The organism is Serratia bockelmannii, from assembly GCF_008011855.1.
GTDB lineage: Bacteria > Pseudomonadota > Gammaproteobacteria > Enterobacterales > Enterobacteriaceae > Serratia > Serratia bockelmannii.
Window position 1 is genome coordinate 214,516 of sequence record NZ_VOUX01000001.1, and the last position, 25,882, is coordinate 240,397.

27 protein-coding genes are annotated in these 25,882 nt (G+C 60.5%); 9 read left to right on the top strand and 18 right to left on the bottom strand.

Features of this window, described 5'->3' with window-relative positions; translation table 11 throughout:
- The first annotated feature begins 11 nt into the window (after window positions 1-11).
- Complete coding sequence (locus FOT55_RS01120; RefSeq protein WP_147822968.1) at window positions 12-1,868, top strand: M3 family metallopeptidase; 1,857 nt, start codon at window positions 12-14, stop codon at window positions 1,866-1,868.
- Between the two features lie 62 nt (window positions 1,869-1,930).
- Here FOT55_RS01120 and FOT55_RS01125 read toward each other — a convergent pair whose 3' ends face one another.
- From FOT55_RS01125 to FOT55_RS01135, 3 genes are all read right to left on the bottom strand, one after another.
- Window positions 1,931-2,566 (bottom strand): carbonic anhydrase, encoded by a 636-nt coding sequence (locus FOT55_RS01125; RefSeq protein WP_101453365.1) that lies wholly within the window; start codon window positions 2,564-2,566, stop codon window positions 1,931-1,933.
- A gap of 286 nt (window positions 2,567-2,852) precedes the next feature.
- A complete protein-coding gene (gene bhsA, locus FOT55_RS01130; RefSeq protein WP_025302077.1) occupies window positions 2,853-3,113 on the bottom strand; it encodes a multiple stress resistance protein BhsA in 261 nt (86 codons plus the stop codon).
- 166 nt (window positions 3,114-3,279) lie between these two features.
- A complete protein-coding gene (locus FOT55_RS01135) occupies window positions 3,280-3,909 on the bottom strand; it encodes a flavin reductase family protein (RefSeq protein ID WP_025302078.1) in 630 nt (209 codons plus the stop codon).
- A gap of 118 nt (window positions 3,910-4,027) precedes the next feature.
- Between FOT55_RS01135 and rlmF the strand changes: the two genes are divergently transcribed.
- The 5 genes from rlmF to FOT55_RS01160 all read left to right on the top strand — a co-directional run bounded on the left by rlmF (window position 4,028) and on the right by FOT55_RS01160 (window position 8,992).
- Complete coding sequence (gene rlmF, locus FOT55_RS01140; protein WP_173889061.1) at window positions 4,028-4,993, top strand: 23S rRNA (adenine(1618)-N(6))-methyltransferase RlmF; 966 nt, start codon at window positions 4,028-4,030, stop codon at window positions 4,991-4,993.
- Window positions 4,994-5,287: 294 nt separating this feature from the next.
- The gene (locus FOT55_RS01145) at window positions 5,288-6,592 is read left to right on the top strand and encodes a methyl-accepting chemotaxis protein (RefSeq protein ID WP_060432706.1); all 1,305 of its coding nucleotides are present in this window, start codon (window positions 5,288-5,290) and stop codon (window positions 6,590-6,592) included.
- Between the two features lie 182 nt (window positions 6,593-6,774).
- On the top strand, window positions 6,775-7,344 hold the full coding sequence (locus tag FOT55_RS01150; RefSeq protein WP_025302081.1) for a TetR/AcrR family transcriptional regulator: 570 nt from the start codon (window positions 6,775-6,777) through the stop codon (window positions 7,342-7,344).
- Window positions 7,345-7,355: 11 nt separating this feature from the next.
- Window positions 7,356-7,994, top strand: coding sequence for a GNAT family N-acetyltransferase (locus FOT55_RS01155; RefSeq protein WP_147822969.1), 639 nt, complete (start codon window positions 7,356-7,358; stop codon window positions 7,992-7,994).
- Window positions 7,982-8,992 (top strand): alpha/beta hydrolase family protein, encoded by a 1,011-nt coding sequence (locus FOT55_RS01160; protein WP_147822970.1) that lies wholly within the window; start codon window positions 7,982-7,984, stop codon window positions 8,990-8,992. The genes FOT55_RS01155 and FOT55_RS01160 overlap by 13 nt, the downstream gene beginning before the upstream one ends.
- Window positions 8,993-8,994: 2 nt before the next feature.
- Here FOT55_RS01160 and ybiO read toward each other — a convergent pair whose 3' ends face one another.
- The 6 genes from ybiO to dps form a co-directional block, all read right to left on the bottom strand.
- Window positions 8,995-11,214, bottom strand: a complete 2,220-nt coding sequence (gene ybiO, locus FOT55_RS01165; RefSeq protein WP_060432709.1) for a mechanosensitive channel protein — start codon at window positions 11,212-11,214, stop codon at window positions 8,995-8,997.
- A gap of 153 nt (window positions 11,215-11,367) precedes the next feature.
- Complete coding sequence (glnQ, locus tag FOT55_RS01170) at window positions 11,368-12,090, bottom strand: glutamine ABC transporter ATP-binding protein GlnQ (RefSeq protein WP_004939230.1); 723 nt, start codon at window positions 12,088-12,090, stop codon at window positions 11,368-11,370.
- Window positions 12,087-12,746, bottom strand: coding sequence for a glutamine ABC transporter permease GlnP (glnP, locus tag FOT55_RS01175; RefSeq protein WP_147822971.1), 660 nt, complete (start codon window positions 12,744-12,746; stop codon window positions 12,087-12,089). Before glnP ends, glnQ begins: the two co-directional genes overlap by 4 nt.
- A 103-nt stretch (window positions 12,747-12,849) precedes the next feature.
- Window positions 12,850-13,593, bottom strand: a complete 744-nt coding sequence (glnH, locus tag FOT55_RS01180; RefSeq protein WP_004939223.1) for a glutamine ABC transporter substrate-binding protein GlnH — start codon at window positions 13,591-13,593, stop codon at window positions 12,850-12,852.
- Between the two features lie 339 nt (window positions 13,594-13,932).
- Complete coding sequence (locus FOT55_RS01185) at window positions 13,933-14,199, bottom strand: DksA/TraR family C4-type zinc finger protein (protein WP_049208895.1); 267 nt, start codon at window positions 14,197-14,199, stop codon at window positions 13,933-13,935.
- 142 nt (window positions 14,200-14,341) lie between these two features.
- Window positions 14,342-14,845 carry a DNA starvation/stationary phase protection protein Dps gene (gene dps, locus FOT55_RS01190; protein ID WP_025302086.1) on the bottom strand — a complete coding sequence of 168 codons (504 nt, stop codon included), beginning with the start codon at window positions 14,843-14,845 and terminating at the stop codon, window positions 14,342-14,344.
- 356 nt (window positions 14,846-15,201) lie between these two features.
- Between dps and FOT55_RS01195 the strand changes: the two genes are divergently transcribed.
- Window positions 15,202-15,753 carry an AAA family ATPase gene (locus tag FOT55_RS01195; protein WP_025302087.1) on the top strand — a complete coding sequence of 184 codons (552 nt, stop codon included), beginning with the start codon at window positions 15,202-15,204 and terminating at the stop codon, window positions 15,751-15,753.
- Here FOT55_RS01195 and nanQ read toward each other — a convergent pair.
- Both nanQ and rhtA read right to left on the bottom strand, forming a co-directional pair.
- Window positions 15,735-16,202 (bottom strand): N-acetylneuraminate anomerase, encoded by a 468-nt coding sequence (nanQ, locus tag FOT55_RS01200; protein ID WP_060432710.1) that lies wholly within the window; start codon window positions 16,200-16,202, stop codon window positions 15,735-15,737. The two genes, FOT55_RS01195 and nanQ, sit on opposite strands and share 19 nt — an antisense overlap.
- Window positions 16,203-16,334: 132 nt before the next feature.
- Entirely contained in the window at window positions 16,335-17,222 is an 888-nt protein-coding gene (gene rhtA / locus FOT55_RS01205) for a threonine/homoserine exporter RhtA (RefSeq protein ID WP_025302089.1), read from the bottom strand.
- 400 nt (window positions 17,223-17,622) lie between these two features.
- On the opposite strand from rhtA, the gene ompX reads away from it, so the two are divergent.
- The gene (gene ompX / locus FOT55_RS01210; protein WP_019454480.1) at window positions 17,623-18,141 is read left to right on the top strand and encodes an outer membrane protein OmpX; all 519 of its coding nucleotides are present in this window, start codon (window positions 17,623-17,625) and stop codon (window positions 18,139-18,141) included.
- 86 nt (window positions 18,142-18,227) lie between these two features.
- On the opposite strand, the gene FOT55_RS01215 is transcribed toward ompX, so the two are convergent.
- Complete coding sequence (locus FOT55_RS01215; protein WP_147822972.1) at window positions 18,228-19,211, bottom strand: nitrilase family protein; 984 nt, start codon at window positions 19,209-19,211, stop codon at window positions 18,228-18,230.
- A gap of 91 nt (window positions 19,212-19,302) precedes the next feature.
- On the opposite strand from FOT55_RS01215, the gene FOT55_RS01220 reads away from it, so the two are divergent.
- A complete protein-coding gene (locus FOT55_RS01220) occupies window positions 19,303-20,175 on the top strand; it encodes a LysR family transcriptional regulator (protein WP_147822973.1) in 873 nt (290 codons plus the stop codon).
- Between the two features lie 4 nt (window positions 20,176-20,179).
- On the opposite strand, the gene FOT55_RS01225 is transcribed toward FOT55_RS01220, so the two are convergent.
- The 6 genes from FOT55_RS01225 to ltnD all read right to left on the bottom strand — a co-directional run bounded on the left by FOT55_RS01225 (window position 20,180) and on the right by ltnD (window position 25,833).
- Window positions 20,180-20,710, bottom strand: a complete 531-nt coding sequence (locus FOT55_RS01225; RefSeq protein WP_147822974.1) for a GNAT family N-acetyltransferase — start codon at window positions 20,708-20,710, stop codon at window positions 20,180-20,182.
- Between the two features lie 63 nt (window positions 20,711-20,773).
- Entirely contained in the window at window positions 20,774-22,144 is a 1,371-nt protein-coding gene (locus FOT55_RS01230) for a GntP family transporter (RefSeq protein ID WP_048795956.1), read from the bottom strand.
- 106 nt (window positions 22,145-22,250) lie between these two features.
- Window positions 22,251-23,027, bottom strand: a complete 777-nt coding sequence (otnI, locus tag FOT55_RS01235; protein WP_025302094.1) for a 2-oxo-tetronate isomerase — start codon at window positions 23,025-23,027, stop codon at window positions 22,251-22,253.
- Between the two features lie 3 nt (window positions 23,028-23,030).
- A complete protein-coding gene (gene otnC / locus FOT55_RS01240; protein ID WP_038629064.1) occupies window positions 23,031-23,663 on the bottom strand; it encodes a 3-oxo-tetronate 4-phosphate decarboxylase in 633 nt (210 codons plus the stop codon).
- Window positions 23,660-24,919 (bottom strand): 3-oxo-tetronate kinase, encoded by a 1,260-nt coding sequence (gene otnK / locus FOT55_RS01245; protein ID WP_147822975.1) that lies wholly within the window; start codon window positions 24,917-24,919, stop codon window positions 23,660-23,662. The genes otnC and otnK overlap by 4 nt, the downstream gene beginning before the upstream one ends.
- Window positions 24,919-25,833: an L-threonate dehydrogenase gene (gene ltnD, locus FOT55_RS01250; protein ID WP_089180685.1), complete on the bottom strand. Its 915-nt coding sequence runs from the start codon at window positions 25,831-25,833 to the stop codon at window positions 24,919-24,921. Before ltnD ends, otnK begins: the two co-directional genes overlap by 1 nt.
- Window positions 25,834-25,882: the final 49 nt, after the last annotated feature.

Below are 25,882 nucleotides of genomic sequence, written 5' to 3' on the forward strand. Positions count from 1 at the left end.
GAAGGACGGTTATGCAACAGGCTCTCGATTACTTCAATCAATTGAACCAGGATTACCTCGACGTTCACCGCGCCAAAGAAGAGCTGTTCTGGCAAAACTACATGGGCACCGGCGATGAAGGCGTGTCGGCGCGCTTTTCCGCCGCGGAAAGCGCCTATAAGCGCTTTATCGCCGAACCGCGCCGGCTGGCCGAGATCCGCAATCTGCTGGCCGGATTGGAAACGCTGCCGCAGGAGGCGCAGCGCGATGCGCTGATCCACGGCCTGCAAGGTTGGCTGCGTTTCTTCGACTGTAACGCCATTGAAGATCCGCAGGCGCAGGCGTTGTTGGATCAGATCATCCACGCCGAATCCGATCTCTACTCGCGCCGCAAGGGCTATCAGGTCACGCACCTGAACGCCGACGGCCAGCGGGTGGCGGCCTCGCTCGGCGAGCTGCTGACCAACCAGGCGACCAACCCGAATGAAGACTACCGCCGCAGCTCGCAGCAGGCGCTGCGCGACCTGGAGCAATGGCTGCTGCATAACGGCCTGCCGGAGCTGATTGGCCTGCGCAACCGCTTTGCGCGCCAGATGGGTTATCGCAACTATTTCGACTACAAGGTGAACAAAACCGAGCGCATGACGCCGGAGCAGCTGTTCGCCATTCTGGATCGCTTCGAGCGGGAAACCCGCGAGGCCAACGCGCGCAGCCTGCAACAGCTGGCGGCCGACAAGGGCAGCCAGGCGCTGGAGCCGTGGAACGTGCGCTTCGCCAGCGCCGGCGACGTCACCCGTCAACTGGATCCTTACTTCCCGTTTTCTCGTTCGCTGGAACGCTGGGTCGACAGCTTCAAACGCCTGCACATCGGCTTTGGCGGCGCCGAGATGAATCTCGATCTGCTGGTGCGCAAAGGCAAGTATGAGAACGGCTTTATGCACGGCCCGGTGCCGCCGTTTGTGCGCCAGGGGGAATGGGTGCCGGCGCGCATCAACTTCACCAGCCTGGCGCAGCCGGGGCAGGTGGGTAGCGGGGCTTACGGGCTCAACACGCTGTTCCACGAGGGCGGCCATGCGGCGCATTTCGCCAACATTCGCCAGAATGCGCCGTGCTTCTCGCAGGAGTTCCCACCGACCTCGATGGCCTATGCCGAAACCCAGTCGATGTTCTGCGACAGCCTGCTGGACGACGCCGACTGGCTGAAACGCTATGCGAAAAACGCCGCCGGCGAAGCGGTGCCCGATGCGCTGATCGAAGCCGGCATCGCGGCGCGCCAGCCGATGCGTGCGTTCAACGAACGCCACATCCTGCTGGTGCCGTACTTCGAGTGGGCGCTGTACCAGTGGGATGACGCGCAGCGAACGCCGGAAGCCATCACCGCGCTGGCGCGCGAGGTCGAGCAAAAGATCCTTGGCATCAGCGGCAGCCCGCGCCCGACGCTGGCGATCCCGCACCTGCTGTCGCTAGAATCCGCCTGTTCCTACCAGGGCTATCTGCTGGCGATGATGGCGGTAGAGCAAACCCGTCACTTCTTCCTGCAGCGCGACGGCTACCTGACGGACAACCCGGCCATCGGCCCGGATCTGGCGCAACACTACTGGTTGCCGGGCAACAGCGTCAGCCATGACGACACGCTGCACAGCCTGACCGGCGAAGGATTCAATCCGGACTATCTGGCGCAGGCGTGCAACCAGACGGTGGCGCAGGCGTGGCATGAGGCGCAGCAAACGATGGCGGCCGCGGCCAGGCGCCCGCAGCCGCCGGCAGATTTCGATTTGGAGGCGCACATCCGGGTGGTGGATGGCGAGACGGTATTGGCGGACAACGCCGACGGTGATGAACGGATGTGCCACGACTTCGCCGCGGCGATAGAGGCGCGCCAGGTTTAAGGCTGACAATAAAATCCACGCCGCGGCGTGGATTTTATTTAATGGCTAAAACCGGCGCTATTTTATTCGAAATAGACGTCGGGATTATCGGCCAGAGAAATGAAACTCTTGGTGTTTCTATCCAGCGTACGAATCTCCCCGCTTTCGATGTCGTACACCCAGCCGTGCAGGCGCAGCCCACTGTTGCGCAGACCCACCGCCACAGAAGGGTGGGTTTTGATATTATTTAGCTGAGCTATGACGTTCTCTTCAACCATAGCGTTAACTTTGTCTGTTTCGTTATCCCAGGTTTTCTTTTCGACCACCGCTTTGGCCGCATCCGCGTAGTGCAGCCAGTGGGCCACCGCAGGCATGGGGTCGAGGCACTGACAGGACGCGATAGCCTTCATGGCGCCACAGTTCGAGTGGCCACAAATCACGATATCAGTCACGCCCAGCGCCACCACCGCGTACTCGATGGTGGCAGAAACCCCACCCGGCTCCGGGCCAAAGGAAGGGACGATGTTACCGGCGTTACGGATAACGAAAAGCTGCCCAGGTTCTTGCTGCGTCACCAGCTCGGGCACCAGACGGCTGTCAGAACAGGAGATGAAAAGCGCTTTAGGATTTTGGCTGGAGGCCAGGCTGCGAAAGAGTTCCTTACGCTGCGGGAAAATCTCTTTCTGGAAACTGAGGAAACCTTCAATGATATGTTGCATACAACGCTCTCTGCATCTGTAGTCTGCGTAACATGATAATCATCCTCTCCCGTTAGTCCAGCAATGGGGTGGTAAAAAAATGTGTGCTTAACTGCCTGCAAACCCCATTAAATAAAGGGTTTCTGCCTGTTGGCGACGGTATTTTCCGGGTCGTTGACGCGTGGGTTGCTGACAAAGCGGACGATAGGAAAATTGCTGTCGTACCCATTCAGCGCTGACGTACGCGAACATAAAAAAAGCCCGCCGGGATGATATCCGGCGGGCTTTTGGACGTCTGGGGCGGCGATTATTTGTAGATAACCGCGGTGGCGTGCATCAGGTTATTGCCGCTGGTAGAGGTGATGGTGAAAGCCTTGGCGCCTACGGCATCGGCTTTGGCGGCCAGCTGAGAGGTCAGGCTGCTCAGGTCGGTTGCGCCGCTGGCGACGATCACGCCGGCTTTTTCGAATTGGGCGGCATCCTGGGCGCTGACGTGTTCAGCGGCAAAAGTGGTGAAAGAAACGGTGGCCAGAGCAATAGCAGCAGCAAAAGTTTTGATGGTTTTCATGTTCGTCATTCCTGTCAAAGTGAATTAGGGAGAAAGGGTTTGCCTTTCGATGGGCAGATTATTGCGCAGTGACAGGCGGGATGAAATCGGAGAGTGTTGATAGTTTTATTCAGATTTTTTGATTATTAATTCCCCCGTTTATCTTCTGCATAAACGGGGGAAACGATCAGCGTGACGGGCGCGTCAGATCGAAACGGTGCTGTTCGGAAATGCCGTAGTAGGCGGTCGGGCCGCCGGCGCGCAGGATAGGTTCGGCGGCGGCCGTCTGGTAGACGCCGTGTTCATCCAGCAGCGCCGGATCGAGATGCACCGCCACCACCTCGCCCAACACCAGCCAGGTCTCCACCTGTTCCCCGGCGGCGGTTTGCAGTTGGATGCATTGGGTCAGCCGGCATTCGAAGTTCACCGGGCTTTCGGCCACGCGCTCGGCTTTGACCCGGCGCCCGGGCAGCGGCGTGACGCCGGCGAAGGCGAATTCGTCCTCACCGCGCGGCAGGGTGATGGAACTGTTGTTCATCGCTTCCGCCAACGGGCGCGTCGCCAGGTTCCAAACGAACTCGCCGGTTTCTACGATATTCGCCACGCTGTCTTTCCAGCCGGTGCTGGCGAAACCGATGATCGGTGGGCGGTAGTTGAAGCAGTTGAAAAAGCTGTAGGGCGCCAGATTACGCAAGCCAGCGGCGCTGCGGGAAGAGATCCAGCCGATGGGGCGCGGGCCGACGATGGCGTTCAGCGGATCGTGCGGCAGGCCGTGGCCGGCGGCGGGTTCATAATAATAGCGAGATTCACGGCTCATGGGGGCCCCTGTGGCAATCGATGAAGCTTTCATTGTGCCGGGTTTCCCGCCGCTGCGCCATTGCGGGCCGGATGTGTTATCTTACGCGCCGGAAATCCCTTCAAGAGAGCCCGTCACGGTGGAAAAAAAGAAAACCTTCCCGCAGCAGAAAAGCGGCCTGCACCCGCGCAACCGTCATCGTTCGCGCTACGACTTCCCGGCGCTGATCGCCAGCTGCCCGGCGCTGGCGCCGTTCGTGAAACCGAACGCCTGGGGCGATGTCTCGGTGGATTTCGCCGATCCGGCGGCGGTGAAAATGCTCAACCGTGCGTTGCTGCAACACTTTTACGGCATCGAACACTGGGATATTCCGGCGGACTACCTGTGCCCGCCGATCCCCGGCCGCGCCGACTATCTGCACCACCTGGCGGATCTGCTGGCGACCAGCAACGGCGGCGAGATCCCGCGCGGCAAGGGCGTGGCGATCCTCGACGTCGGCGTCGGCGCCAACTGCATCTACCCGATCGTCGGCCTGCGCGAATACGGCTGGCGTTTCACCGGGTCTGAAATCGATCCGGTGTCGCTCAACGCGGCCAAGATGATCGTCGAGATGAACCCGACACTGCGCAATAGCGTGCGTCTGCGGCTGCAAAAACAGCCTGAGCTGATTTTTAGCGGCATCATCGGCGCGGCCGAGAAATTCGACGCCACCCTGTGCAACCCGCCGTTCCACGCGTCCGAGCAGGAAGCGCGCGCCAGCACCCGCCGCAAGCTGCATAAATTGGGCAAAGGGGAAGTGGCCGACAAGCCGGTGCAAAACTTCGGCGGCAAGAACAACGAGCTGTGGTGCGAAGGCGGCGAAGAAGCCTTTGTGCGCAAGATGGTGGAAGAGAGCGTCAGCAAGGCCAACAACTGCCTGTGGTTCACTTCGCTCATCTCGAAAAACACCACGCTGCCGGCCATTTATCATGCGCTGAAGGTGGCGGGCGCGGCCGAGGTGCGCACCATCGAGATGGCGCAAGGGCAGAAGATCAGCCGCTTCGTCGCCTGGACCTTCCACGACGCCGAGCAACAGGCCACCTGGGCAGCCGAACGCTGGCGTTAATCCTTCCGGCGCCGGTTATCCTGCCGGCGCCGACAAAAAACCGCATTTTACCTTTCAATTTTCATCACTTACGTTATTCTCAATACAGTTTTCATAATAAAAATCTTAGGTTGTTGGTTTATTTAAATTCGAATAATTACTTTACTGAATAAATAAATTTAATCCGGTTGAGAGCAATAACCAGAAGGAGCGGCGCTGCCCGTTCCTTCCGCGATGGCACGTCTGCGTGTGGGCGCGGCATGTGGCCAGGAAAAATAAGAAAAGCGCCATCATCTGCCACAAGGACTACACCTTATGCTGTTACGATTCAGTCAGTTAACTACCCACAAAGGCGCCGAGCTGAGCGCGATAGAACACGCCGTTCCGATGATCGTATTTTCGCTCGACGGCACGGTCTTGCGCGCCAACGATCTTTTCCTCAGCACGCTGGGATTTCAACGTGATGACGTGATAGGTCAGCATCACCGTATTTTCTGCGATCCGAACTATGTCGCCAGCCCGTTATATCGCAAACATTGGGAGACGCTGAATAAAGGCCAACCCATCACGGACACCATAAAGCGCATCGCGAAAAACGGCGAGGCGGTGTGGCTGCAGGGCACCTATGCGCCGGTGCTGAATAAACAGGGTAAGGTGGTGGAAATCGTCAAGATCGCCAGCGAAGTGACCGAGCGAGTGACGCAGGCGCAGGAGCACCGCAGCCTGCTGGCGGCGTTGAATCGCTCGATGGCGATGATTTCTTTCACGCCGCAGGGCACCATTGTCAGCGCCAACGACAATATGTTGGCGCTGATGGGCTATCGGCTGGAAGAGGCGTGTGGGCAGTCGCATGCGGTGCTGTGCCCGCCGGAGTTCGCCGCTTCCGACGATTATCGGCGGCATTGGCAGCGCCTGGCGCGCGGCGAGTTCATCACCGGGCGTTTTGAGCGCGTCAACCGGCGCGGTGAACGGGTATGGCTGGAGGCCAGCTATAACCCGATCCTCGACAACGACGGCCAGGTGGTGAAAGTGGTGAAGATCGCCCAGGACATCACCCGGCTGATGCAACAGCAGCAGCACGAAGAAGAGATGGTGCGTAACGCGCATCATCTGTCGCTTGACACCGATCGGCAGGCGGCGCAGGGTGCGGTCATCGTACAGCAGGCGGTGAAGGGCATGCAGCAGGTCGAAGCGGCGGCGCGCGAAACGTCGGACGTGGTCACCGAGCTCGGTAAGTGCTCTCAGCAGATCGGCACCATCGTCGAAGCCATTCGTAAAATCGCCTCCCAAACCAACCTGCTGGCGATTAACGCCTCCATCGAAGCCGCCCACGCCGGTGAGCACGGGCGCGGTTTTGCCGTGGTGGCCAACGAAGTGCGCACGCTGGCGGAGCAGTCGCGCAAGGCGGCGACCGAGATCGAACGCATGACCAAGTCTATCCAGCAGGGCGTAGCGGCGGCGATCGCCGGCATGGCGACCTGTGTGGAACAGGCTGGCGGCGGCGTGGCATTGACCCATGACGCCGGAGAAGTGATCAACCAGGTCAACATCGGCATGCACGACGTCGTGAAGCTGATGCAAGCATTTACGTCAGTGAAGCAGGGCGACGCGCTGCACTGAGTGTGCCGGGCGCCGCCCCTAAAAGCGGGGCGGCGTTTGCCTCTTCCTACCGATTCCTGCGCCGTTGAGCTGCGGTTCAATTTTATCGGTCTATGCTAGACTTGAAAATGAACGAACGTTCGTTCATTTGTTGATGTCAATTTGTGGCGCCAGGCGCCCCTTCACCGTTTCGGGAGCTGACGATGGGAAATCGAGAAAAGATTGTCGAGGCCGCGCTGCACAGCTTTACCCATAAGGGATTTCACCAGACCAGCATGCGAGATATCGCGCAGGCAGCGGGCGTCAGCGTCGGCAACCTCTATAACCATTTTTCCGGCAAGGAGGCGTTGATCGGCGAAATTGCGCTGCTGGAAAACGGCATATTCGCCGAGTTCGCCGCCGGATTGCGGGCCGACAGAACGCGGCCGAAACAGGCGCTGTCGGCCTTTTTCACCGCCTATCACGCCTTTGTCGCCGAGCCGGCCAATGTGCAACTGTCGGCGGAGATCGTGGCGGAGGTGGCACGCAACCCGGCGTTGGCCGAGCCGTTCAGCGCCAACCAGCGGCAACTGATTGAGGCGCTGGCGACGACGATCGCCGAGGCTCAGCAAACCGGTGAGATCGCGGCGGCGATAGCGCCGTTACCGCTCGCGCAGCTGGTGCTGGACGTGATCGAAAGCCAGGCCTGGCGGCAGGCGATCTTTGCGTCGCCTGCGCCGGAGGAGACCGCGCCGGTGCGGCTGTTGGAGCAGCTGCTCTACCGCCAACCCTAGACGAGGTTGATATGTTGCATATTGATCCTTATCGCGACGCTGATCGCCTGCAAACGGCGGCGCTGATCTACGCCGCGTTCAGCGACAAGTTTCAGCGTGCGCGCCGTCTCAGCGCCCGCCTTCAGTGGCGTCTGTTCTATCGGCTGTGGAGTTGGCAGCAAAGCGGCAGCCGGGAGCGCAGCTTCGTGGTGAAGCAAGATGAACAGGTGGTGGCGGCCTTTGCGCTCAATGCGGCCGCTGGCGAGAACAACGTCAGGCTGCGTCCGCGCACCTTGCCGATTTGGCGGCTGTGCCGCCGCTATGGCTGGCTGAACGTTTGGCGCATGTATCTGCAAATTGCGGTGCTGCAGCACACTCCGGCGGCCGGTGAGCTGTATCTCTCTTACCTGGCGGTGGCCGAGAACCAGCGCGGTAAAGGGGTGGGCAGGCGGCTGCTGCAGTGGATGAACGACTACGCCGCCGAACAAGGCACAGGCCGGCGTCTGAGCCTGCACGTCAGCCGGCGCAACGTGGATGCGCAGCGTCTGTACCGGCGCTGCGGCTTTCAGGTGCGGCGCGAAGAGCATTACGCCTCGCTGGGCTTACTGTTCGGCCAGGCCGATTGGATATTGATGGAGAAACGCAACGGGGAGGCGACGTGCGCAAAATAGGGCTGTGCCTCGTGGCGCTGGTTTTGGCGGCGCTTGGCTGGGTGATTTACGTCAACGACTTTCGCTTTGTCACCGAACCGGTCGTGGTGACCGCCGGCGGCAACCGGTTGACCGGCACGCTGGTGTTGCCGCAGCATGCGCCGATCAAGCCCGGCGTCGTGGTGTTCGTGCACGGCGATGGGCCGGCTAACGCCAGCCGCGACGAAGGCTATTACGGCATTTGGGAGGCGATGGCGCAGCAGGGCTATGCGGTTTTATCCTTCGATAAGCCGGGCGTTGGCGGCTCCGGCGGCAACTGGCTGCATCAGACCATGGCGGATCGCGCGCGGGAAACCGCCGATATCATCGACTGGGCCCGGCGGGACGGGCGCTTCGATGCGCGCTGCGTGGGGCTCTGGGGCACCAGCCAGGCGGGGTGGGTGATGCCGGAGGTGGCGCGTTTGCGCCCCGACATCGCCTTCACGCTGGCGTTGGCGCCGGCGATCAACTGGCTGCGGCAAGGGCGTTATAACACCCGGGCAGCGATGGTGGCGGCAGGGGACAATGAAGCGTCGATCGCCGCGCGCGAGGCGCACTGGCGCCACATTCAAACGCTGCTCGAACAACCGGACGGCTACGCGCAGTACCGCCGTGAGTATGGCGCCACCGCCGCATTGAGCGCCGACCGCTGGCGCTTTATTCGCGCCAACATGGCCAACGACGCGACGGCGGGATTACGAAATTTCCACACGCCGGTACACCTGATACTGGGCGGGCGCGACGTCAACGTGGACGCGGACGAAACCGAGCGCGTTTATCGGCAAACGATCCCCGCCTCGCTGTTGACCGTGACGCGCATCGACGAAGCCGACCACGTGATGATCAAACTGCTGTTCGCGCGCCATCCGTGGCTGATCAACGTGGTGGGCCTGTTTGCCCCGCGCTCGGTGCAATACGATGCCTACCGGCAGGACGTGGTGGCCTTCCTGGCCGCTCAGCCCTGCGGGCGCGGGCGCTAACCTCAGATCGCCGCGGGCGGCGCCTGTTCTTCGTGCGGCTGCGGCGCGCGGGAGATCTGCATCGCCTGCTGCGGCATGCCGATGCCGGCCCGATCGAAATGGATTTTCACCAGCCGGTCGAGGGCGTATTGCACCACCCACTGTTTCAGCGCCTGCGTGCGCACCGTCACGCGGGTGGTGAACGAGCGGTCTCCCAGCGCCACCACGCCGTTGAAGACCGGCTCGCCAATCAGGAAATGCTTCACCTGTTCATCCTGCTTCAGCGCCGCGATGGCCTGATGCAGCACCTCATTGACCCGATCGATGTCCTCGTCGCGGCTGACGGTGTAGTTGGCGCGATACACCCCGAACTCACGCGCATAGTTGGCCAGCGTGGTGATCGAAGAGTACGGCACGATGTGATAGACGCCGTAGTCGTCGCGCAGGCCGATCGAGCGGATGGTCATGCGCTCCACGGTGCCGGTGATGCCGCTGACGGTGACGTATTCGCCGGTGTTCATGCCGTTTTCGAACTGGATGAACACGCCGGTGATCACGTCTTTCACCAGCGTCTGGGCGCCGAAGCTGATGGCCAGGCCCAGCGCCCCGGCGCCCGCCAGCAGCGGCGCAATGTTTAGCCCCACCTGCGACAGTACGATCATCACGGTAATGGTGCTGATAACGATAGCCAACACGTTGCGAAACAGCGTCAGCAGCGTGCGTTCGCGCGCGCTCGGCCGCACGCCGTTGCTGAGTTCTAGCGCCAGGCGGTGCTCGATGATGCTGGCCATCAGCGTCCAGCTGAACACGGCGATCAGCAGGATCAGCAGGATATGCACCAGCCCGCCGAGGGTGCGCTGGCCATTTTCGCTGCCCGCCCACTGGTACAGGTTGATCAGGTGCCAGGCATCGAGCAGGAACAGCGTCACCGCCAGCACCACCATCACCCGCAGTATCTTCAACCCGTTGGGGATGTAAGAGTTGATGCGCCGCTCGAGCATCGGATAGCGCAGATTGACGTCGGTCGGCAGCGAAATGCGGCGGAAAATCCAGCGGGTCAGCATGCCGGACAGCAGGGCGCCGACGCCGACCACCAGCAGGCTTTTCACCGTGGCGCTCATCATAAAGCGCAGGCTGTTGCCGATGTCGAACTGAGACAGCACGAACAACACCAGAAAATAAGCGATCGCCAGCAGGTGCCAGATATGCCCCAGGCCGCGCAGGATCACGCTGAAAAACGCCATCGACCGTTCGGCCAGCAGGTTGATCTGTTGCTGTATCGGTTTGCGGTTGTGCAGGATCAGCCAAATGGCGTACAGCGTCAGCGCCAGCATCACCACCAGGTTGACGGCGGCGGCGGCCGGGTAGCTTATTTGTACCGCCACCACCGGCACCACCACCATCAGACCGTAGCCGATCAGCCCGCTGAGCCAGGCGAGGCGCGTGTTCCAGTAGCGTGCGCTCCGGTCGCTGAAGGGGAAGGGACGCAGGTAGTCGAAGTTAGGGGCGAAAATCAGCCGCAGCACCGCCTTGAAAAATTCAATCACCGCGAAGGCGCTGAGAAACAGGGTCTGCAGCCGCAGAATGGTGGCGCTGTCGGCGTGGACGTGGCGGGCGAACAGATTGCCCGCCGCCAGCGCCAGCAGCAGCACCAGCAGATCGACGGCGAAAGCGCCGAGAATGGCGGCGGGGCGCTTATACCACGGGCCGCGCTGCAGCCGCGCATTGTGCCCCCAACTGCCCATGCGTTTGTACAGCGGCGCGATCAACCGCCGGATCAGGTGGAACAGCGCAAAGGTGACCGCCACCGTCAGCAGAAAGTAGCCCAGCGCGCGGAAAAAGCCGGCGGGATTGAAAACGCGCTTCGGGCCGGAGTCGATCAGCTTTTGCAGCGCGCCGAGCTTCTGGTTAAAGGTGCCGATGCCTTCCTGCGCCAGCGAGTTCAGGCTGTCGCTCAGCGTGGCTGGCGTCGATTCCTCCGACGTTGCCGGCGCTGCGGCGGGGGCGTCGCCGGCGGTCTGTTTCAGGTGATTGATGAGTTCCGCGCGCGCTTTGTCGTCTTGCAGCAGATCGGCCAGCGCGGCGTAGGCGGCCTTCTGCTGCTCGCTCTTGTCGGCGGGCGCAGGCGGCGCGTTTTGCGCCAGCGCCGGTGGTGCGAAGACGCTCAAGGTCAGCAACAGCAGCAGGAAAAGCAGGTGTTCTCGCAGATGAGAACCTCGTCGGGAGTATGCGTTTGGCGGCATTGTTCCTCTCTTTGGCGTTCTGTGATCGGCGGATGTCAGAGCAATACGATGAAAACAATGAATATAGTAGGAAAGGAAACGCGATGGGGCGTGGGAACGCGTGCGGAATGAAAGCGGCGGGCGCGTGGCGCGCCCGCCGTTAAACCGCCAGGATCAGGAAACGTGCTGCAGGAACTCCTGCAGACGCGGGCTTGGCGGATGGTTGATCAGGTCGTGCGGGTTGCCGTCTTCGGCAATCCGGCCCTTATCGATAAAGATCAGACGCGACGCCACTTTTTCGGCAAAGCCGACTTCGTGGGTGACGATGACCATCGTCATGCCTTCCTCGGCCAGATCCTGCATCACCTTCAGCACTTCGTGGCGCAGCTCCGGATCGAGCGCAGAGGTCGGCTCGTCGAACAGCATCATTTTCGGCTTCACCGCCAGCGCGCGCGCAATGGCCACGCGCTGCTGCTGGCCGCCCGACAGTTCGGACGGGTAGTGGTGGGCGCGCTCCGCCAAACCGACCTTAGCCAGCAGCTCGCGCGCCAGCTTTTCCGCATCGGACTTCTTCGCGCCGCGCACGCGGATCGGGCCAAAGGCGACGTTTTCCAGCGCCGTCAGGTGCGGGAACAGGTAGAACTGCTGGAATACCATGCCGGCTTCCTGGCGGATCAACCGATCGTCCACTTTCGGATCGTTGGCTTTTAGGCCATCGACGATCAGATCGCCGCTGGTCACCTCTTCCAGCTTGTTGATGCAGCGCAGCAGGGTGGATTTGCCAGAGCCGGATGGCCCGATGATCACCACCACTTCGCCTTTGTCGATCTTCAAATCGATGTTGTGCAGCACCTGGGTTTGGCCAAAATGCTTGGAGACGTTTTTAAATTCAATCACAGGATTTTCATCCTTCTTTCCAGACGACGCAGCACGAAGCTCAGCACCAGGGTAATAATCAGGTAGATAACCGCCACGGCGCTCCAGATTTCCAGCGCGCGGAAGTTACCGGCAATAATTTCCTGACCCTGACGGGTCAGCTCCGCCACGCCGATCACGATGAACAGCGAGGTATCTTTGATGCTGATGATCCACTGGTTGCCCAGCGGCGGCAGCATGCGGCGCAGCGCCAGCGGCATAATGACGTAGCGGATGGTTTCGCGGCGCGACAGGCCGAGCGCCAGCCCGGCTTCGCGGAAACCGTTATGGATAGACAGCACCGCGCCGCGGGTGATTTCCGCGATGTAGGCGCCGGAGTTGATCATGATGGTCACCACCGCCGCGGTGAACGGATCGATGCGCATATCGGTGAACGCCATCGGCAGGGCGAAGTAGATGAACATCACCTGTACCACGATCGGCGTGCCGCGGATCACTTCGATAAACACCAACGCGATGTGGTTGGCGATCCATCCGCCGTAGGTGCGGGCAAAGCCGGCGACGAGGCCGATGATCAGGCCGCCAATCAGACCGAGGACCGAAATCCACAGGGTCATTTTGGCGCCCTCTAACAAGATAGGAATGGCGGGCCAGATGGCGCTCCAGTCGAACTGCATGATATTTCTCCCGGTGATCCCAAACGTGGGTATCAGATACAACGAAGCGCAGGGGGTTAAGCGACCCCCTGTGCTTAAGTTAATAGCTTGCCAAATTCACAGCTTACTTAGGTTCGGTACCGAACCACTTCTTGTAGATTTCGTTATAGGTGCCGTTCTCGCGCAGGGTTTTCAGCGCGCCGTTCACCTTCTCGCGCAGCTCGTCGCTGCCTTTAGGGAAGGCGATGCCATACTGCTGCGCTTCCAGCGAATCGCCGACGGTTTTGAACTTGCCGGCGCCGGCCGTCTTGATGAAGTATAGGATGTTTGGCGTGTCGTGCAGCACCGCATCGGCGCGCTTGGTGCCCAGCTCCATGTAGGCGTTGTCGATGTTAGGGAACTGACGCAGATCCTTGGTTTTGATGTGCTGCTTGGCGTAATCCACCGAACCGGTGCCGCTCTTCACCGCCACCACTTTACCATTTAGATCGTCGATGCTTTTCACGCTGTTGTTGTCGGCGTTGACCATTACCAGCAGGCCGCTCTTGTAGTAGCCGTCGGAGAAGTCGATAGCTTTCTTGCGCTCATCGGTGATGGTGATGCCGGCCAGCGCCAGATCGACGTTTTTGGTCTGCAGCGCCGGAATGATGCCGCCGAAGTCCATCGGTTTCAGGGTGTAGTCCAGCTTCAGCTCTTTGGCGACAGCCGCCCACAGATCGATGTCGAAGCCGACGTATTTGTCGCCTTGTTTGAACTCAAAAGGAACGAAAGCGGTGTCGGTGGCAACCACCAGTTTGTCTGCTGCGTGGGAACTTACGGCAAAGGCCAGAGAGAGTGCGGCCAGGGAGACTTTAAAAATCGACTTCATGAGAGGAATTCCTGTACAGGTTGCGGATTACCCATTTTTTATATTGCAGTTGGTGCCATGAAAAAATCGTGCCATGTTTTCAACTACTATAAAAACAAAGAGTTACTTCGTGATGTTGTGCCGAAAAGGCGAATTGTTATGGTTGTGCACCACAATGAGGCACCGAAATGGTGCGTAAGAATTATCTTGGTGCACGGGGCTATCATTAACCAAATTTTGGCTGTGAAACAACCGTTCTTTAACGTTTTTGCTTCAATATTGATAACTAACTCTAACTTTCATGATGCACCGACGGTGCAAGCGGGGGCCGCGAGAGGAGAAAAAGGGGAGCAGATAATGCTAACGCAACTGGCTGTCTTTGCTGCCGCGCCGGTTGTACAGGCTATTGGCCGCGTGTTTTTTGTCTTGTTCTGCCTGGCAGGCGAGACAAAAACGCACGCCTGTTAACGCCTTGCGGCGCGCCTCGGGGATCGGTTCTCCGCATTCCTGGCAATAGCGTTCGCTCTCGCCATGCCCGAGCGCATCACGCGCACGCTGCACCGCATCGTCGACGGTGGAGTCAATCTGATCTTGTACGGCGCCGTCTGCCGCCCAGCCGCTGGCCATCATCACCTCCTAACAAGGGAACCCTACCGTTTAATATGGGCCGTTTTTTGCACAATTCAACGACCGCGCAAAAGAAAACAGGCCGGGCGAAGCCCAGCCTGTTCTGCCCGGCACGACGGGCGGTCTGCAACGCGTTGCGGCGTTATTCGATATTGGATTCGATGAACCACAGGAACTTGTCCAGATCGCGCGATGCGGCGGTGAACATGTCGGCGGTGTCTTCATCTTCCACTTCGGTAATGGCCTTACGGATGTCATTCGCCACCGCGCCGTAGCGATCGGCCAGCGCTTTCAGGTGTTCTTGCACGCTGTGGATATTGGTCGGATAGCTTTTCAGCGGCGTCTGATCGTTAACGACCTGTACGGTGCCCAGCGCCACGCCGCCCAGTTGCACTACGCGCTCGGCGAAGGTGTCCTGATGCTCGATGATGGCGGTACGGAAGCCGTCCAGCATTTCATGAACCGCGATGAAGTTCGCACCGCGCATGTTCCAGTGCGCCTGTTTGGTGATCAACGAAAGATCGATAAATTGCACGACCTGATGGTTCAGCGCCTTGATGGCGGCCAGTTTGACTTTTTCGTCCAGATCGTTACGGGTATACAGCAGATCAGAAGATTTCGTTTTCACCAGTTTAGCGGTACTCATATCAGATATCCTCTTGATTAGTCGTTGTCCTATTTCGTTACGGGATCAATTATAGCAGGGGTATTTATTTTTGCCGTACGAAAATGGCTATTGCACAAATAGGCTTGGTCTAATGTCAATATTTTAATTTGGTTTGTGTTTCTATGTAATGCAATGAATTTAATTGCTATTTTTATTTTTTTGTTATTGTTTTGGTTAGTGACGATTTATCCCTGTTATCTTATTTTCTGCGGATAGGCTGATTCGACTAAATATCCATATTGTTATCGTGCTGTTAATTGTAAGCCTATTCAGATTGATAGCCGTAATTGATGCGGTTAAAGTAAGGGAATTATCCCAGTTTTTATTGGCGAGTGATGAAAATTAACGTCGTCGGCACCAGCGGCAGCGGTAAAAGCACCCTGGCGCGTCAATTGGCGGAACGGCTTGACGTTCCCTATATCGAGATGGACAGCCTGTATTGGCGGCCCGAGTGGCAGGGTACGCCCGATGACGCGTTCCTGGCGCGGTTAGAGCAGACGCTGGCCGAAGCGGGAGGAGGCTGGGTGCTGGACGGCAACTACAGCCGCACGCAACCGATTAAGTGGCGCGAAGTCGATTATATCCTGTGGTTGGACTACGGCTTCTGCCGCACGCTGTGGCAGGCCGTGCGCCGGGCGTGCCGACGCGCGGCCAGCAAACGTGAGCTGTGGCCGGGCACCGGCAATCGTGAAAGTTTCCGCCGTTCTTTCTTCAGCCGTGAGTCGATCGTGTTGTGGACGATCCGCACTTACTCGAAGAACCGGCGAAAATACCTGGCGGAGATGGCCCGTACCGATGTAGGGCGCCATTTCAAGCGCTTGCGCTCTCCCCGCCAGGCCGCCGATTTTCTACGGGCGCTGCCGCAGGGTCACAGCAGTAGGCGGTGATGGATCCTCACCACCGCTTTCTTGATGTGCTGCGGGCGCTGCCACAGGCAGCCGGTCTTGTGCGGTTCCATCTGGAAAAAGATCGCGAACATACCGTGCGTCATGTGCAGCGTTTGCGGGTGGCGTTTGATGTCCAGCAGCAGCAGATCGCTATTTTCCGCGTGGGGGTGTTCACGATGCCCGTTGCCCGCCAGGCCGTATTCGATTCGCTCTTCACCGCTGATCAGCAGATGCAGCGCGATGTATTCCTGATGCATTTCGGCGCGCTTTTCCGCCGCCGGCGCGGTGGTCAGCGTCATCACGTCCATAAAGATGTTGTCGCCGTCTATCGGGTGATGCCCCAGCGCCAGTTCGGGCAGGTCGCATCGGCGCAACTCGGTCAGGGTTGAAACCAGCGCCGGCGCGAGTCCGCGGCCGAAGCGTGGGTTGAACAGGCTGTTGTGAATCACTGTTATTCTCCATGTGAGCGAAAGTCCAAAGAGCCTGCGATACAGGCTAAGGGGAAGTATGCCGACTTGTCACGAGGAAAACAGTTAACCCGCCTGCATTCCGACGTTGCGGTCTGCAGGCGGGTCGGGCGATCAGGAAAGGCTTTCGAGGCGAGGTTTGGGGCGAATGGTGAGGGCGGAGCCCATGGAGGCGGCGATGATCGCCGCCAGCGCCAGCCATTGCACGCCGCTCAGGTGTTCGCCGAGGAACAGCATGCCGGATAACGCCGCCATCGCCGGTTCCAGGCTCATCAAGGTGCCGAAGGTGCGCGCCGGAATTTTGGGCAGCGCGATGATCTCCAGCGAATAAGGCAGCGCGGTGGAGAGGATGGCTACCGCCAGGGCTATCGGCAGAATCTCAACGTTGAACAGCACGCTGCCGGTTTGCCAGGCGCCGATCGGGCAGAACACCAACGCGGCGATCAGCGAGCCGAGCGCTACCGTGCCGGGGCCGTGATCGCCGCCGGCCTTCTGGCCGAAGATGATATAGACCGCCCAGCAGGCGCCGGCGCCGAGCGCGCAGGCGGCACCGAAGGGGTCTATCCCGCCCACGCCGTGGCCGAGCGGCAGCAGGAACCATAATCCGGCGATCGCCAATGCCACCCAGAGGAAGTCGATCGGCCGCCGCGAGGAGAACATGGCCACCGCGAGCGGGCCAGTAAACTCCAGCGCCACGGCGATGCCGAGCGGCACGGTGCGCAGCGACAGGTAGAACAGGTAATTCATCGCGCCGAGCGACAGGCCGTAAATCAGCAGCGGCAAGCGGCTGCCGGCGGCGATGCGCATACGCCATGGGCGGAAGATAATGAACAGAATCAGGGTGCCGATGAAAAGACGCAGCGTCGTAATGCCTTCCGCACCCACGATCGGGAACAGGCTTTTGGCCAACGAGGCACCGCTCTGGATAGACACCATGGCGATGATTAACAGACAGATAGGCAGCAGCGCGGAGGGCGCTCTGCCGGAAGTAGATAACGACATCCTTAACGGGCCTTTTATGCGCCGTTCCTCAGCCTTGAGAAAACGGTCGAAACGGGGATGCGAGCAGTGTAAATGAAATGGCGAAAATCTGTCTGAGAAAAGCGCGCATCGCGGTGAAATCCACCGATCCTCGGATGAGATGGGGTGGATTTGGTCAAAAAGTGCGCTTTTTCTTAAGAATTATCTGGATATTAAATTGGTGATTTTTGTCACAGAAAGCCGTAGAATATGGCCGAAAATAGAGCGAAAATAAGCAGATACACTGTTCTTGAAATCTTCTGTTACACGATATAAAGCATTAGACACTCATTTCAAGGCAGAGTTTCACGCTAATTTTTGTTATATTTTCAAAGCATGAACAAATGGATGTACTTAATAATAAAACGCGTTTGAGGTGGTTATGAAAAAAATTGCATGTCTTTCCGCAGTAGCAGCTTGCGTATTAGCAGTTAGCGCAGGTACCGCATTCGCTGGTCAGAGCACCGTATCCGCTGGCTATGCGCAGGGTGATTTCCAAGGCGTTGCTAACAAGGCCGACGGTTTCAACCTGAAATACCGTTACGAGTTCGACAACAACCCACTGGGCGTAATCGGTTCCTTTACCCACCTGGAAAAGGACGGTTCTCAGGACGGTTTCTACAACAAAGCTCAGTACAACTCTATCTCTGCCGGTCCAGCATACCGCATCAATGACTGGGCGAGCATCTACGGTCTGGTTGGCCTGGGTTACGGTAAATTCACTACCAACGCTCAGAACGGTACTTCTCGTCACGATACCGCTGACTACGGCTTCACCTACGGTGCCGGTCTGCAGTTCAACCCAATCGAGAACGTTGCCCTGGATGTCGGTTACGAGCAGAACCGCATTCGTAGCGTTGACGTTGGCACCTGGAACGTTGGCGTAGGCTACCGCTTCTAAGTGTGTTCGTGCCTGAGGGCATGAACCTGCGGCAGCTTTTGTCGCACCGATAAAAAATCCGCCTCCGGGCGGATTTTTTTTATCTGTTATCGGCTGCCGCGCCCCGTCGGCTGTGTCGAAAAGCGCGCGCTGCGGGCATCGCGTTCATAGCCTTGCGGTTCGGTCAACAACCCGTACAGCTCGGGGCGGCGTCCGTAAATCCAGCGGCGGCCGGTGCTGAGCGGGATCAGCGTCAGATCGAGATCGGCGCTGACCAGCCGGTCTTCCGCCGCCCAGGTCTCCGCTACGATGCGGCCGTAAGGATCGAGGATCATCGCGTTGCCGGTGCGTATTTCATCGTCATCTCGGCCCACGCCGTTGCTGAACAGCAAGAACAGCCCGTTGTCGTGAGCGCGCGACGGCAGCCAGCGCATCAGCCAGCCGCGGCCGTGTTCGCCGCGAAAGGCGGCTTCTATCGCCTGCGGATCTTCCACCCGCCGCTGCCACAGCGCCTGCGGGATTGGCTTCATGCCGTGCGGGCTGCGCGAATGGGTGCCGCCGGTCTGGTGCGGGGCCATCAGCACGTCCGCGCCCAGCAGCGCCGTTGCGCGCACATTCTCCACCAGATTGTTGTCCCAGCAGATCAATACGCCCACGCGTACGCCCCAGGGGGTATCGAACACCGTATAGCGGTCGCCGCTGGCGATAGCCGGGTGCTCGAAGGCGTGCAGTTTGCGGTGCACATGCAGTTCGCCGTCCGGCAGACAAACGGCATAGGCGTTGTAACACCGGCCATCATCGCCCAGCTCGATCAGCCCGACGCCAATCGCCATGTTGTAACGCTCAGCCAGCGGGCGAATGCGCGCCAGCGAGGGGCTGCTCACGATCGGCTCCGCCAGCGCCCACACTTCGGCGTCGGACAGATGGCGCACGTGCCAATAGCCGGTGACGCACATTTCCGGGAAGGCCAGCAGCTGTACCTGCTGCTCGGCCGCCTGAGCGATAAAGCGCTCCATGGTCGACAGGTTGTAATTTTTATCGTTGGCGCGATGCTGGAATTGCACCGTGGCGGCGCGTAATGAGATGGTCATGGTGTCTCTCCGGTTAGGGTCTGCGTTGATTACAGCAGGCGAATTGATTACTGTATAATCAATTAAATTCCCTATTCGATAACTTAATGGAATGGATATAAAACAACTGCGCGCCCTGGTGGCGCTGGCCGAACAGGGCAACTATCGTCAGGCGGCGAGCCGGCTATGCATCAGCCAACCGGCGCTGAGCAAGCAAATTCAGGCGCTGGAAACCCAGCTCGGCGTTCGATTGTTCGAGCGTGGCCGACAGGGGGCGGTGCTCACCGCCGGCGGGCAGCGGCTCTACCCGGAGGCGCAGGTGCTGGTGGCGCAGTACCAGCAGTTTCAGCAGCGCGCTCGGCGGGTGGCGCTCGGGGAAGCGGGGCGGCTGTCGCTGGGATTTGGCCTTTCCAGTTTTCATCTGGCGCCGCAGCTGGTGGCCGCCTTTCGCCAACGGTTTCCCGAGGTGGCGATTGGCCTCGAAGATCTGCCGTCCGAACGGCAGTATCAGCTGTTGCTGCAGGGAGAGTTGCAGGCGGGGTTCGTGCGCTTGCCGGTCAATACGCCGCTGTGCGGCGTCGCGTTGTTGAGCGATCGGTTGGTGCTGGCTGCGCCGGGCGCGCTGGCGCTGCGCACCGACGATCTGATGGCGCGTTTCAATCTGCTGCCGCTGTTGCAGTTGACGCCGAAACGCGGGCGCGGGCTGAGCGATCAGTCGCTGCGGTTTATCGCCGCTCACCGGTTGACGCCGAACGTGGTGCAGCAGGCCGGTGATATCCAAACGTTGTTGGCGCTGGTCGCCGCCGGCGTCGGCGTCGCGCTGCTGCCGCACAGCATCACGCATATCGCGCCGGCCGGCATCGACATTTTACCGCTGAGCGGCGAGGAGACGGAGTGGCAGGTCGGTATCGCCTGGGATCCGCAGCGCACCGACGCGCTGCGGGACAACTTCATTCAGACGGCGTTGGCGGTGCAACACGCTTAGGCATTCAAAGCGGGCAATGCATCACCACGATCGGGCTCTGGTGATACTCGCTGCGGTGGCTTTCGCTGAAGCCGACCTTTTTCGCCAACGCCAGCGAAGCCTGGTTTTCCGGCGAGATGATGCAGACGGTTTGCTCGCCCGGCAGGTGCGTCTTACCCCAGGCCAGCGCCGCTCGCAGCGCCTCGGTGGCATAGCCTTTGCCGTGCGCCGAACTCACCAGCGTCCAGCCCATCTCCGGCGCATCGAGCGCCGGGGTGATGTCGCGCAGGAAGTTGGAGAAGCCGATGCTGCCGAGATACTCGCCGCTCTGTTTGTCACGCACCGCCCAATACCCGTACCCCAACAGCGCCCAGTGGCCGACGTAGCGCATCAGGCGCCCCCAGGAGTCTTCCCGGTCGCGCGGGGTACCGCCGATATAGCGTACCACCAGCGGATCGGCCCACAGAGCGGCCAGCGAGTCGAAGTCGTCCAGCGTGTGTGCGTCCAGCCGCAGGCGTTCGGTGACAAGCGTTGGCGCGGTGTTGATTACGGTCATGTTGCTGCTCCTGCACAGGGTGAAAGGCGATGAAAAACAACGGCGTTCAGTATGCCAGAGAAATCACACCGCCAGCCACAATAGCCAGGTGAACAGAAAGCCGCTCAGACCGAGCAGGGTGGTCAGCACCGTCCAGGTCTTCAGGCCATCGGCCACCGACAGCCCCAAATAGCGCGTGACGATCCAAAAACCGGAGTCGTTGACGTGGGAAAGCCCCAGCCCGCCAAAACAGGTCGCCAACGTCACCAGCACCAGCTGCAGCTGATTCAGCCCGCTGACCGCTTCCGACAACAGACCACCGGTGGTCAGGATCGCCACGGTGGCGGAACCCTGTGAAGCGCGCAGCGCCAGCGAAATGATAAAGGCGGCGGGTACCAGCGGCAGGCCGATGGCCGTCAGTACTTCGGCCAGCGCCTTGCCGACGCCGGATTCCACCAGCACCTTGCCGAACACGCCGCCCGCGCCAGTCACCAGGATCACCACCGCGGCGGTCGGCAGCGCGGCGCCCATCACGTCGCTGGCGTGTTGCAGGCTCCAGCCGCGGCGCAGCGCCAGGAAATAGAAGGCCAGCAGCAGGGCTATCATCAGCGCCACCGCCGGCGAGCCCAGCAGAGACAGCGCATCGCGCAGCGCCGAACCTGCCGGCAACAGCGTGGCGGAGACGGTGCCGAGCATGATGATGGCGATCGGGATGACGATCAGCGCCGCCACCAGGCCGGCGCCAGGCGGGTTGATGCGATCGCTGAGGGGCGCTTGCCCTTCCGGACGCGGCTCCGGCGCCGCCAGCTGCAGCTGTTCCAGCACCTCTATCGATAATGGATAGGTTTTGCGGTTGAGGTAGTTGGCGGCGAAATAGCCGATCACGCCGACCGGGATACAGATCGCGAGGCCGATGATGGTCAGCCAACCGATGTCGGCGTTGAGCAAGCCGGCGGCGGCGACCGGGCCGGGGTGTGGCGGTAGCGCGACGTGTACCGTCAACATCACGCCGGCCATCGGCAGGCCGAACTTCAGCGGTGACACTTTGGCGACCTTGGCGAAGCCGTAAATAATCGGCGCCAGAATGATAAAGCCGACGTCGAAGAACACCGGAATGCCGAGGATAAATGCAGCGAGGGTCAGCGCGGCGACGGTATGTTTCGGCCCCAGCCCCTGGCTGAAGCGCTGCGCCAGCGACTCGGCGCCGCCTGAGTGTTCGATCATGCGCCCGAGCATCGCCCCCAGACCGATGATGATGGTCACCGAGCCGAGCACGCCGCCCATCCCGGCGGTCATTACTTTCATCACTTCACCGGTCGGAATGCCGCTGGCCAACGCCACCAGCAGACTGACCACCAACAGCGCGACAAAGGGCTGCACCTTCGCCTTAATCACCATCAATAACAGCAGCACCACGCCGAGTACGGCAATCAGCAACAGCAGAGAGGTAGACATGAAAAAAGCCTTTCGTTAGGTAAGCGTTGGGCACCGCGATCGCCGCGTGGCGATACGGGTGCGTTTCATTGTTATAAAATCGATTTCCTGGTGTCGGCGTGCGGCTTTAGCGGTAAGGCTTCAGCCAGCCGAGCCCGGCGGCGGTGTCGCCACGCGGGCGGTATTCGCAACCGATCCAGCCCTGATAGCCGAGCGCATCCAGCTTGTCGAACAGCCACGGGTAATTCAGTTCGCCCTCGTCAGGCTCATGGCGATCCGGCACCGAGGCTATCTGGATATGCGCGTAGCGCCCGGCCAGCGTCTCCAGCAGCCCGCTGATATTGCCGTCCACCAACTGCGCGTGGAAAAAGTCGAACTGAATGAACACGTTCGGTCTTTCGATCGCCGCCACCGCTTCCGCCGCCTGATGTTGACTGGCGAACAGGTAGTCGGGCTTGACCGGCGGGCTGAGCGCTTCGATCAGCACCTTGACGCCGTGCGGGGCGAAGGCGTCGGCGGCATAGCGCGCATTGGCGATAAAGGTGTCGAGATAACGCTGTCGATCAGCGCCCGCGGGCACTACGCCGGCCATCAGGTGCACGCAGGGGCAGGAAAGGGCGATGGCGTAGGCCAGCGCGCGATCGATATCGGCGCGCGCATCCCGCTCGCGGCCCGGCAGCGCCGCCAGCCCCCACTCACCGGTGGCGGCATCACCGGGCGCGGTGTTGAACAGCACCTGTTGCAGGCCGTGTTCGCGCAGCTTCTCGGCCAACAGCTCCGCGGGATGCTCGTAAGGGAACAGGAATTCCACCGCGTTGAAGCCCTGCGCGGCAGCGGCGGCGAAGCGATCGAGGAATGGCACCTCGGTAAACATCATCGACAAATTGGCGGCAAATTTAGGCATGGTTCAGCTCCGTAATTCGGCAATTTCATCATCGGTCAAATAGCGGATCGGACGATCGCCGAGGGTGAAGATCAGTCGCGCCGCATCTTCCATCTCTTCGGCATTGTCCGCCGCCGCTCGCAGGTCTTTACCGGTCACCACCGGCCCGTGGTTGGCCAGCAAAAAGGCACGGTGGGTCGGCGCCAGGCGGGCCAGATCCTGTGCCAGCCTTTCGTCGCCGGGCCGGTAGTAAGGCACCACCGGCACCTTGCCGACGCGCATCACCACATAGGGGGTGAACGGTTTGATGGCGTTGTCGGCGTCCAGCCCCTGCAGGCAAGAGAGTGCCGTGAGGTAGGTGCAATGCAAGTGCACGACCGCTTTGCATTCCGGGTTGTTCAGATAGAGCGCCCGATGAAAGCTGATCTCTTTCGACGGCTTGTCGCCGGAGAGCCAGTCGCCGTTCAGGCTCACTTTAGACAGGCGGTCGGCCTGCAACTCGCCGAGACAGGAGCCGGTCGGCGTCGCCAGCAGCGCGCCGTCCGGCAGCAACAGCGAGAGGTTGCCGGCAGAGCCGGTGGCGTAGCCGCGTTGGAAAAACGAGGCGCCCAGGCGCACCATCTCTTCACGCGCCTGCTGTTCGGTGGTCATGCTCATACTGAAAACTCCGTTTGCGCGCGTGAGAAGAAGGCTTCATCGCCAAAATTGCCTGATTTCAACGCCAGGGAAATGGCCCGATCGCTGGCGCGCACCCAGGGAACGCCGGGGGAAATGCTGGGGCCGATATGGAAGCCGCGAATGCCCAGCGCCTGCGTGACCACGCCGGAGGTTTCGCCGCCGGCGACGATAAAGCGGTTGAACCCCAACTGATGCAGTTGCATCACCAGTTCGGCGAACAAGGCTTCTACCGCTTCGCTGGCGGCGGCGCCATGCCGTTTTTGCGTTTGCTGCAGCGACTCCGGCGATGCAGTGGCGTAGATCAGCGGGGCAAGCGCTTCCCCGGCATGGCGCTGCGCCCAATGCGCCAACTCGGCGGCGTAGGCCGCTCGCGCCTGCGGATCGAGACAGCGGCCGATATCGATGGCCTGCGCCGCCGCGCGTTCACGGTAGTGCGCCACCTGCCGGTTGGTCATCACAGAACACGAGCCCGACAGCACCGCCGCTTTTTCCCCCTGCGGCGCACCGGCCGCCTCTGCCGAACGTTCGCCATTCTGCGCCCATTGACGCGCCAGGCCGATCGCCAGGCCCGAACCGCCGGTCACCAGCTTCATCGTTTTCAACGCTTCACCCTGGGTGAGCAGATGCCGTTCGTTGAGCGTATCCAGCACTGCGTAGCGCACGCCGTCCTGCGCCAATTGCTGCAGCTTCTCGCTGACCGCCTCGGCGCCGCGATCCATTTCTGCCGCCGTCACCAGCCCACAGAGTCCGGTGGCCTGGGATTCCATCAGGCGAAGCAGGTTGCTGTCGGTCATTGGCGTGACCGGGTGATGACGCATGCCGGATTCAGACAACAGCTGTTCCCCGACAAACAGGTGGCCCTGATAGACCGTGCGGCCGTTTACCGGCAACGCCGGTGAGACAACCGTGAAATTTTCTCCCAGCGCGGCGAGCAGAGCATCGGTCACCGGGCCGATATTGCCCTGTGCGGTGCTGTCGAAGGTGGAGCAGTACTTGAAGTAGAACTGACGGCAGCCCTGTTCTTGCAGCCAGGCCAGCGCCTGCAACGACTGTTCGACCGCCTGCTCTGCCGGGCAGGAACGCGATTTCAGGCTAATGACCGCCGCCTGTGCGTTTATTTGCGTTTCGTCTTGCGGCACGCCATTCAGCTGCACCGTCGGCAGGCCATTTTGCACCAGAAAACTGGCGATGTCGGTCGCGCCGGTAAAGTCATCCGCGATTACGCCAAGCAGCATCAGAGCGCCTCCTTTTTTTGCGGCAAATCAATGCCGGCAAAGATTTTGATTACCGCACTGTCGTCTTCTTTACCGTAGCCGGCGTTGCTGGCGGCGGTAAACATGGTGAAGGCGGTGGAGGCCAGCGGCAGCGGGAAATGCAGCGCCTTGGCGGTATCCGCCACCAGCCCCAGATCCTTGACGAAGATATCCACCGCCGATTTGGGCGTATAGTCGCCGTCGACCACGTGGCGCATGCGATTTTCGAACATCCAGGAGTTGCCGGCGGCGTGGGTGACCACGTCGTACATCACGTCCAGCGGGATGCCGGCGCGGGCGGCCAGCGCCATGGCTTCCGCGCCGGCGGCGATGTGTACGCCAGCCAACAGCTGGTGGATGATTTTTACCGTCGCGCCAAGGCCGATCGTTTCGCCGATGCGGTAAACCTTGCCGGCGATGGCGTCCAGCACGGGTTGCAGGCGCTCGAAGGTGGCGTCTGCGCCGGCGGCCATCACCGTCATCTGGCCTTCCTCCGCCTTGGCCGCTCCGCCGGAAACCGGCGCATCCAGCATCGGCAGCCCGTAGTCCAGCAGCCGTTGCTCGATCTGTTTGGCGTCATCGGCGGAAATGGTCGAACAGACCATCACCGCGGTGCCTGGCTTGAGCTTTGGCGCCAGGCCTTGTTCGCCGAACAGGATCTGCTTCACCTGGGCGGCGTTCACCACCAGCAGCAGCACGGCGTCCAACTCGGCGGCGAAGTCGCACGCGCTGGAGGACGTTTGCTTAGCGCCGGCCTGTTGCAGCGCCGCCAGTGCCTGCGGATTCAGGTCCGCCCCGTAGGTGGTCAATCCGGCGCGGAGGCACGAGCGCGCCGCGCCCATGCCCATCGCCCCCAGTCCGATGACGCAAACGGCATAATTCCCTGGGTGTGTCATACTGCACTCCTGTTAATTTTAGTGATAATTTGTTTTGTTGTGTTAAATG

What these genes read in the sequence shown, in the direction of transcription:
- FOT55_RS01120 (WP_147822968.1), top strand. Translation starts at nt 12, where the DNA reads ATGCAACAGGCTCTCGATTACTTCAATCAATTGAACCAGGATTACCTC.
- FOT55_RS01125 (WP_101453365.1), bottom strand. Translation starts at nt 2,566, where the DNA reads ATGCAACATATCATTGAAGGTTTCCTCAGTTTCCAGAAAGAGATTTTC.
- bhsA (WP_025302077.1), bottom strand. Translation starts at nt 3,113, where the DNA reads ATGAAAACCATCAAAACTTTTGCTGCTGCTATTGCTCTGGCCACCGTT.
- FOT55_RS01135 (WP_025302078.1), bottom strand. Translation starts at nt 3,909, where the DNA reads ATGAGCCGTGAATCTCGCTATTATTATGAACCCGCCGCCGGCCACGGC.
- FOT55_RS01145 (WP_060432706.1), top strand. Translation starts at nt 5,288, where the DNA reads ATGCTGTTACGATTCAGTCAGTTAACTACCCACAAAGGCGCCGAGCTG.
- FOT55_RS01150 (WP_025302081.1), top strand. Translation starts at nt 6,775, where the DNA reads ATGGGAAATCGAGAAAAGATTGTCGAGGCCGCGCTGCACAGCTTTACC.
- FOT55_RS01155 (WP_147822969.1), top strand. Translation starts at nt 7,356, where the DNA reads ATGTTGCATATTGATCCTTATCGCGACGCTGATCGCCTGCAAACGGCG.
- ybiO (WP_060432709.1), bottom strand. Translation starts at nt 11,214, where the DNA reads ATGCCGCCAAACGCATACTCCCGACGAGGTTCTCATCTGCGAGAACAC.
- glnP (WP_147822971.1), bottom strand. Translation starts at nt 12,746, where the DNA reads ATGCAGTTCGACTGGAGCGCCATCTGGCCCGCCATTCCTATCTTGTTA.
- glnH (WP_004939223.1), bottom strand. Translation starts at nt 13,593, where the DNA reads ATGAAGTCGATTTTTAAAGTCTCCCTGGCCGCACTCTCTCTGGCCTTT.
- FOT55_RS01185 (WP_049208895.1), bottom strand. Translation starts at nt 14,199, where the DNA reads ATGGCCAGCGGCTGGGCGGCAGACGGCGCCGTACAAGATCAGATTGAC.
- dps (WP_025302086.1), bottom strand. Translation starts at nt 14,845, where the DNA reads ATGAGTACCGCTAAACTGGTGAAAACGAAATCTTCTGATCTGCTGTAT.
- FOT55_RS01195 (WP_025302087.1), top strand. Translation starts at nt 15,202, where the DNA reads ATGAAAATTAACGTCGTCGGCACCAGCGGCAGCGGTAAAAGCACCCTG.
- rhtA (WP_025302089.1), bottom strand. Translation starts at nt 17,222, where the DNA reads ATGTCGTTATCTACTTCCGGCAGAGCGCCCTCCGCGCTGCTGCCTATC.
- ompX (WP_019454480.1), top strand. Translation starts at nt 17,623, where the DNA reads ATGAAAAAAATTGCATGTCTTTCCGCAGTAGCAGCTTGCGTATTAGCA.
- FOT55_RS01215 (WP_147822972.1), bottom strand. Translation starts at nt 19,211, where the DNA reads ATGACCATCTCATTACGCGCCGCCACGGTGCAATTCCAGCATCGCGCC.
- FOT55_RS01220 (WP_147822973.1), top strand. Translation starts at nt 19,303, where the DNA reads ATGGATATAAAACAACTGCGCGCCCTGGTGGCGCTGGCCGAACAGGGC.
- FOT55_RS01225 (WP_147822974.1), bottom strand. Translation starts at nt 20,710, where the DNA reads ATGACCGTAATCAACACCGCGCCAACGCTTGTCACCGAACGCCTGCGG.
- FOT55_RS01230 (WP_048795956.1), bottom strand. Translation starts at nt 22,144, where the DNA reads ATGTCTACCTCTCTGCTGTTGCTGATTGCCGTACTCGGCGTGGTGCTG.
- otnI (WP_025302094.1), bottom strand. Translation starts at nt 23,027, where the DNA reads ATGCCTAAATTTGCCGCCAATTTGTCGATGATGTTTACCGAGGTGCCA.
- otnC (WP_038629064.1), bottom strand. Translation starts at nt 23,663, where the DNA reads ATGAGCATGACCACCGAACAGCAGGCGCGTGAAGAGATGGTGCGCCTG.
- otnK (WP_147822975.1), bottom strand. Translation starts at nt 24,919, where the DNA reads ATGCTGCTTGGCGTAATCGCGGATGACTTTACCGGCGCGACCGACATC.
- ltnD (WP_089180685.1), bottom strand. Translation starts at nt 25,833, where the DNA reads ATGACACACCCAGGGAATTATGCCGTTTGCGTCATCGGACTGGGGGCG.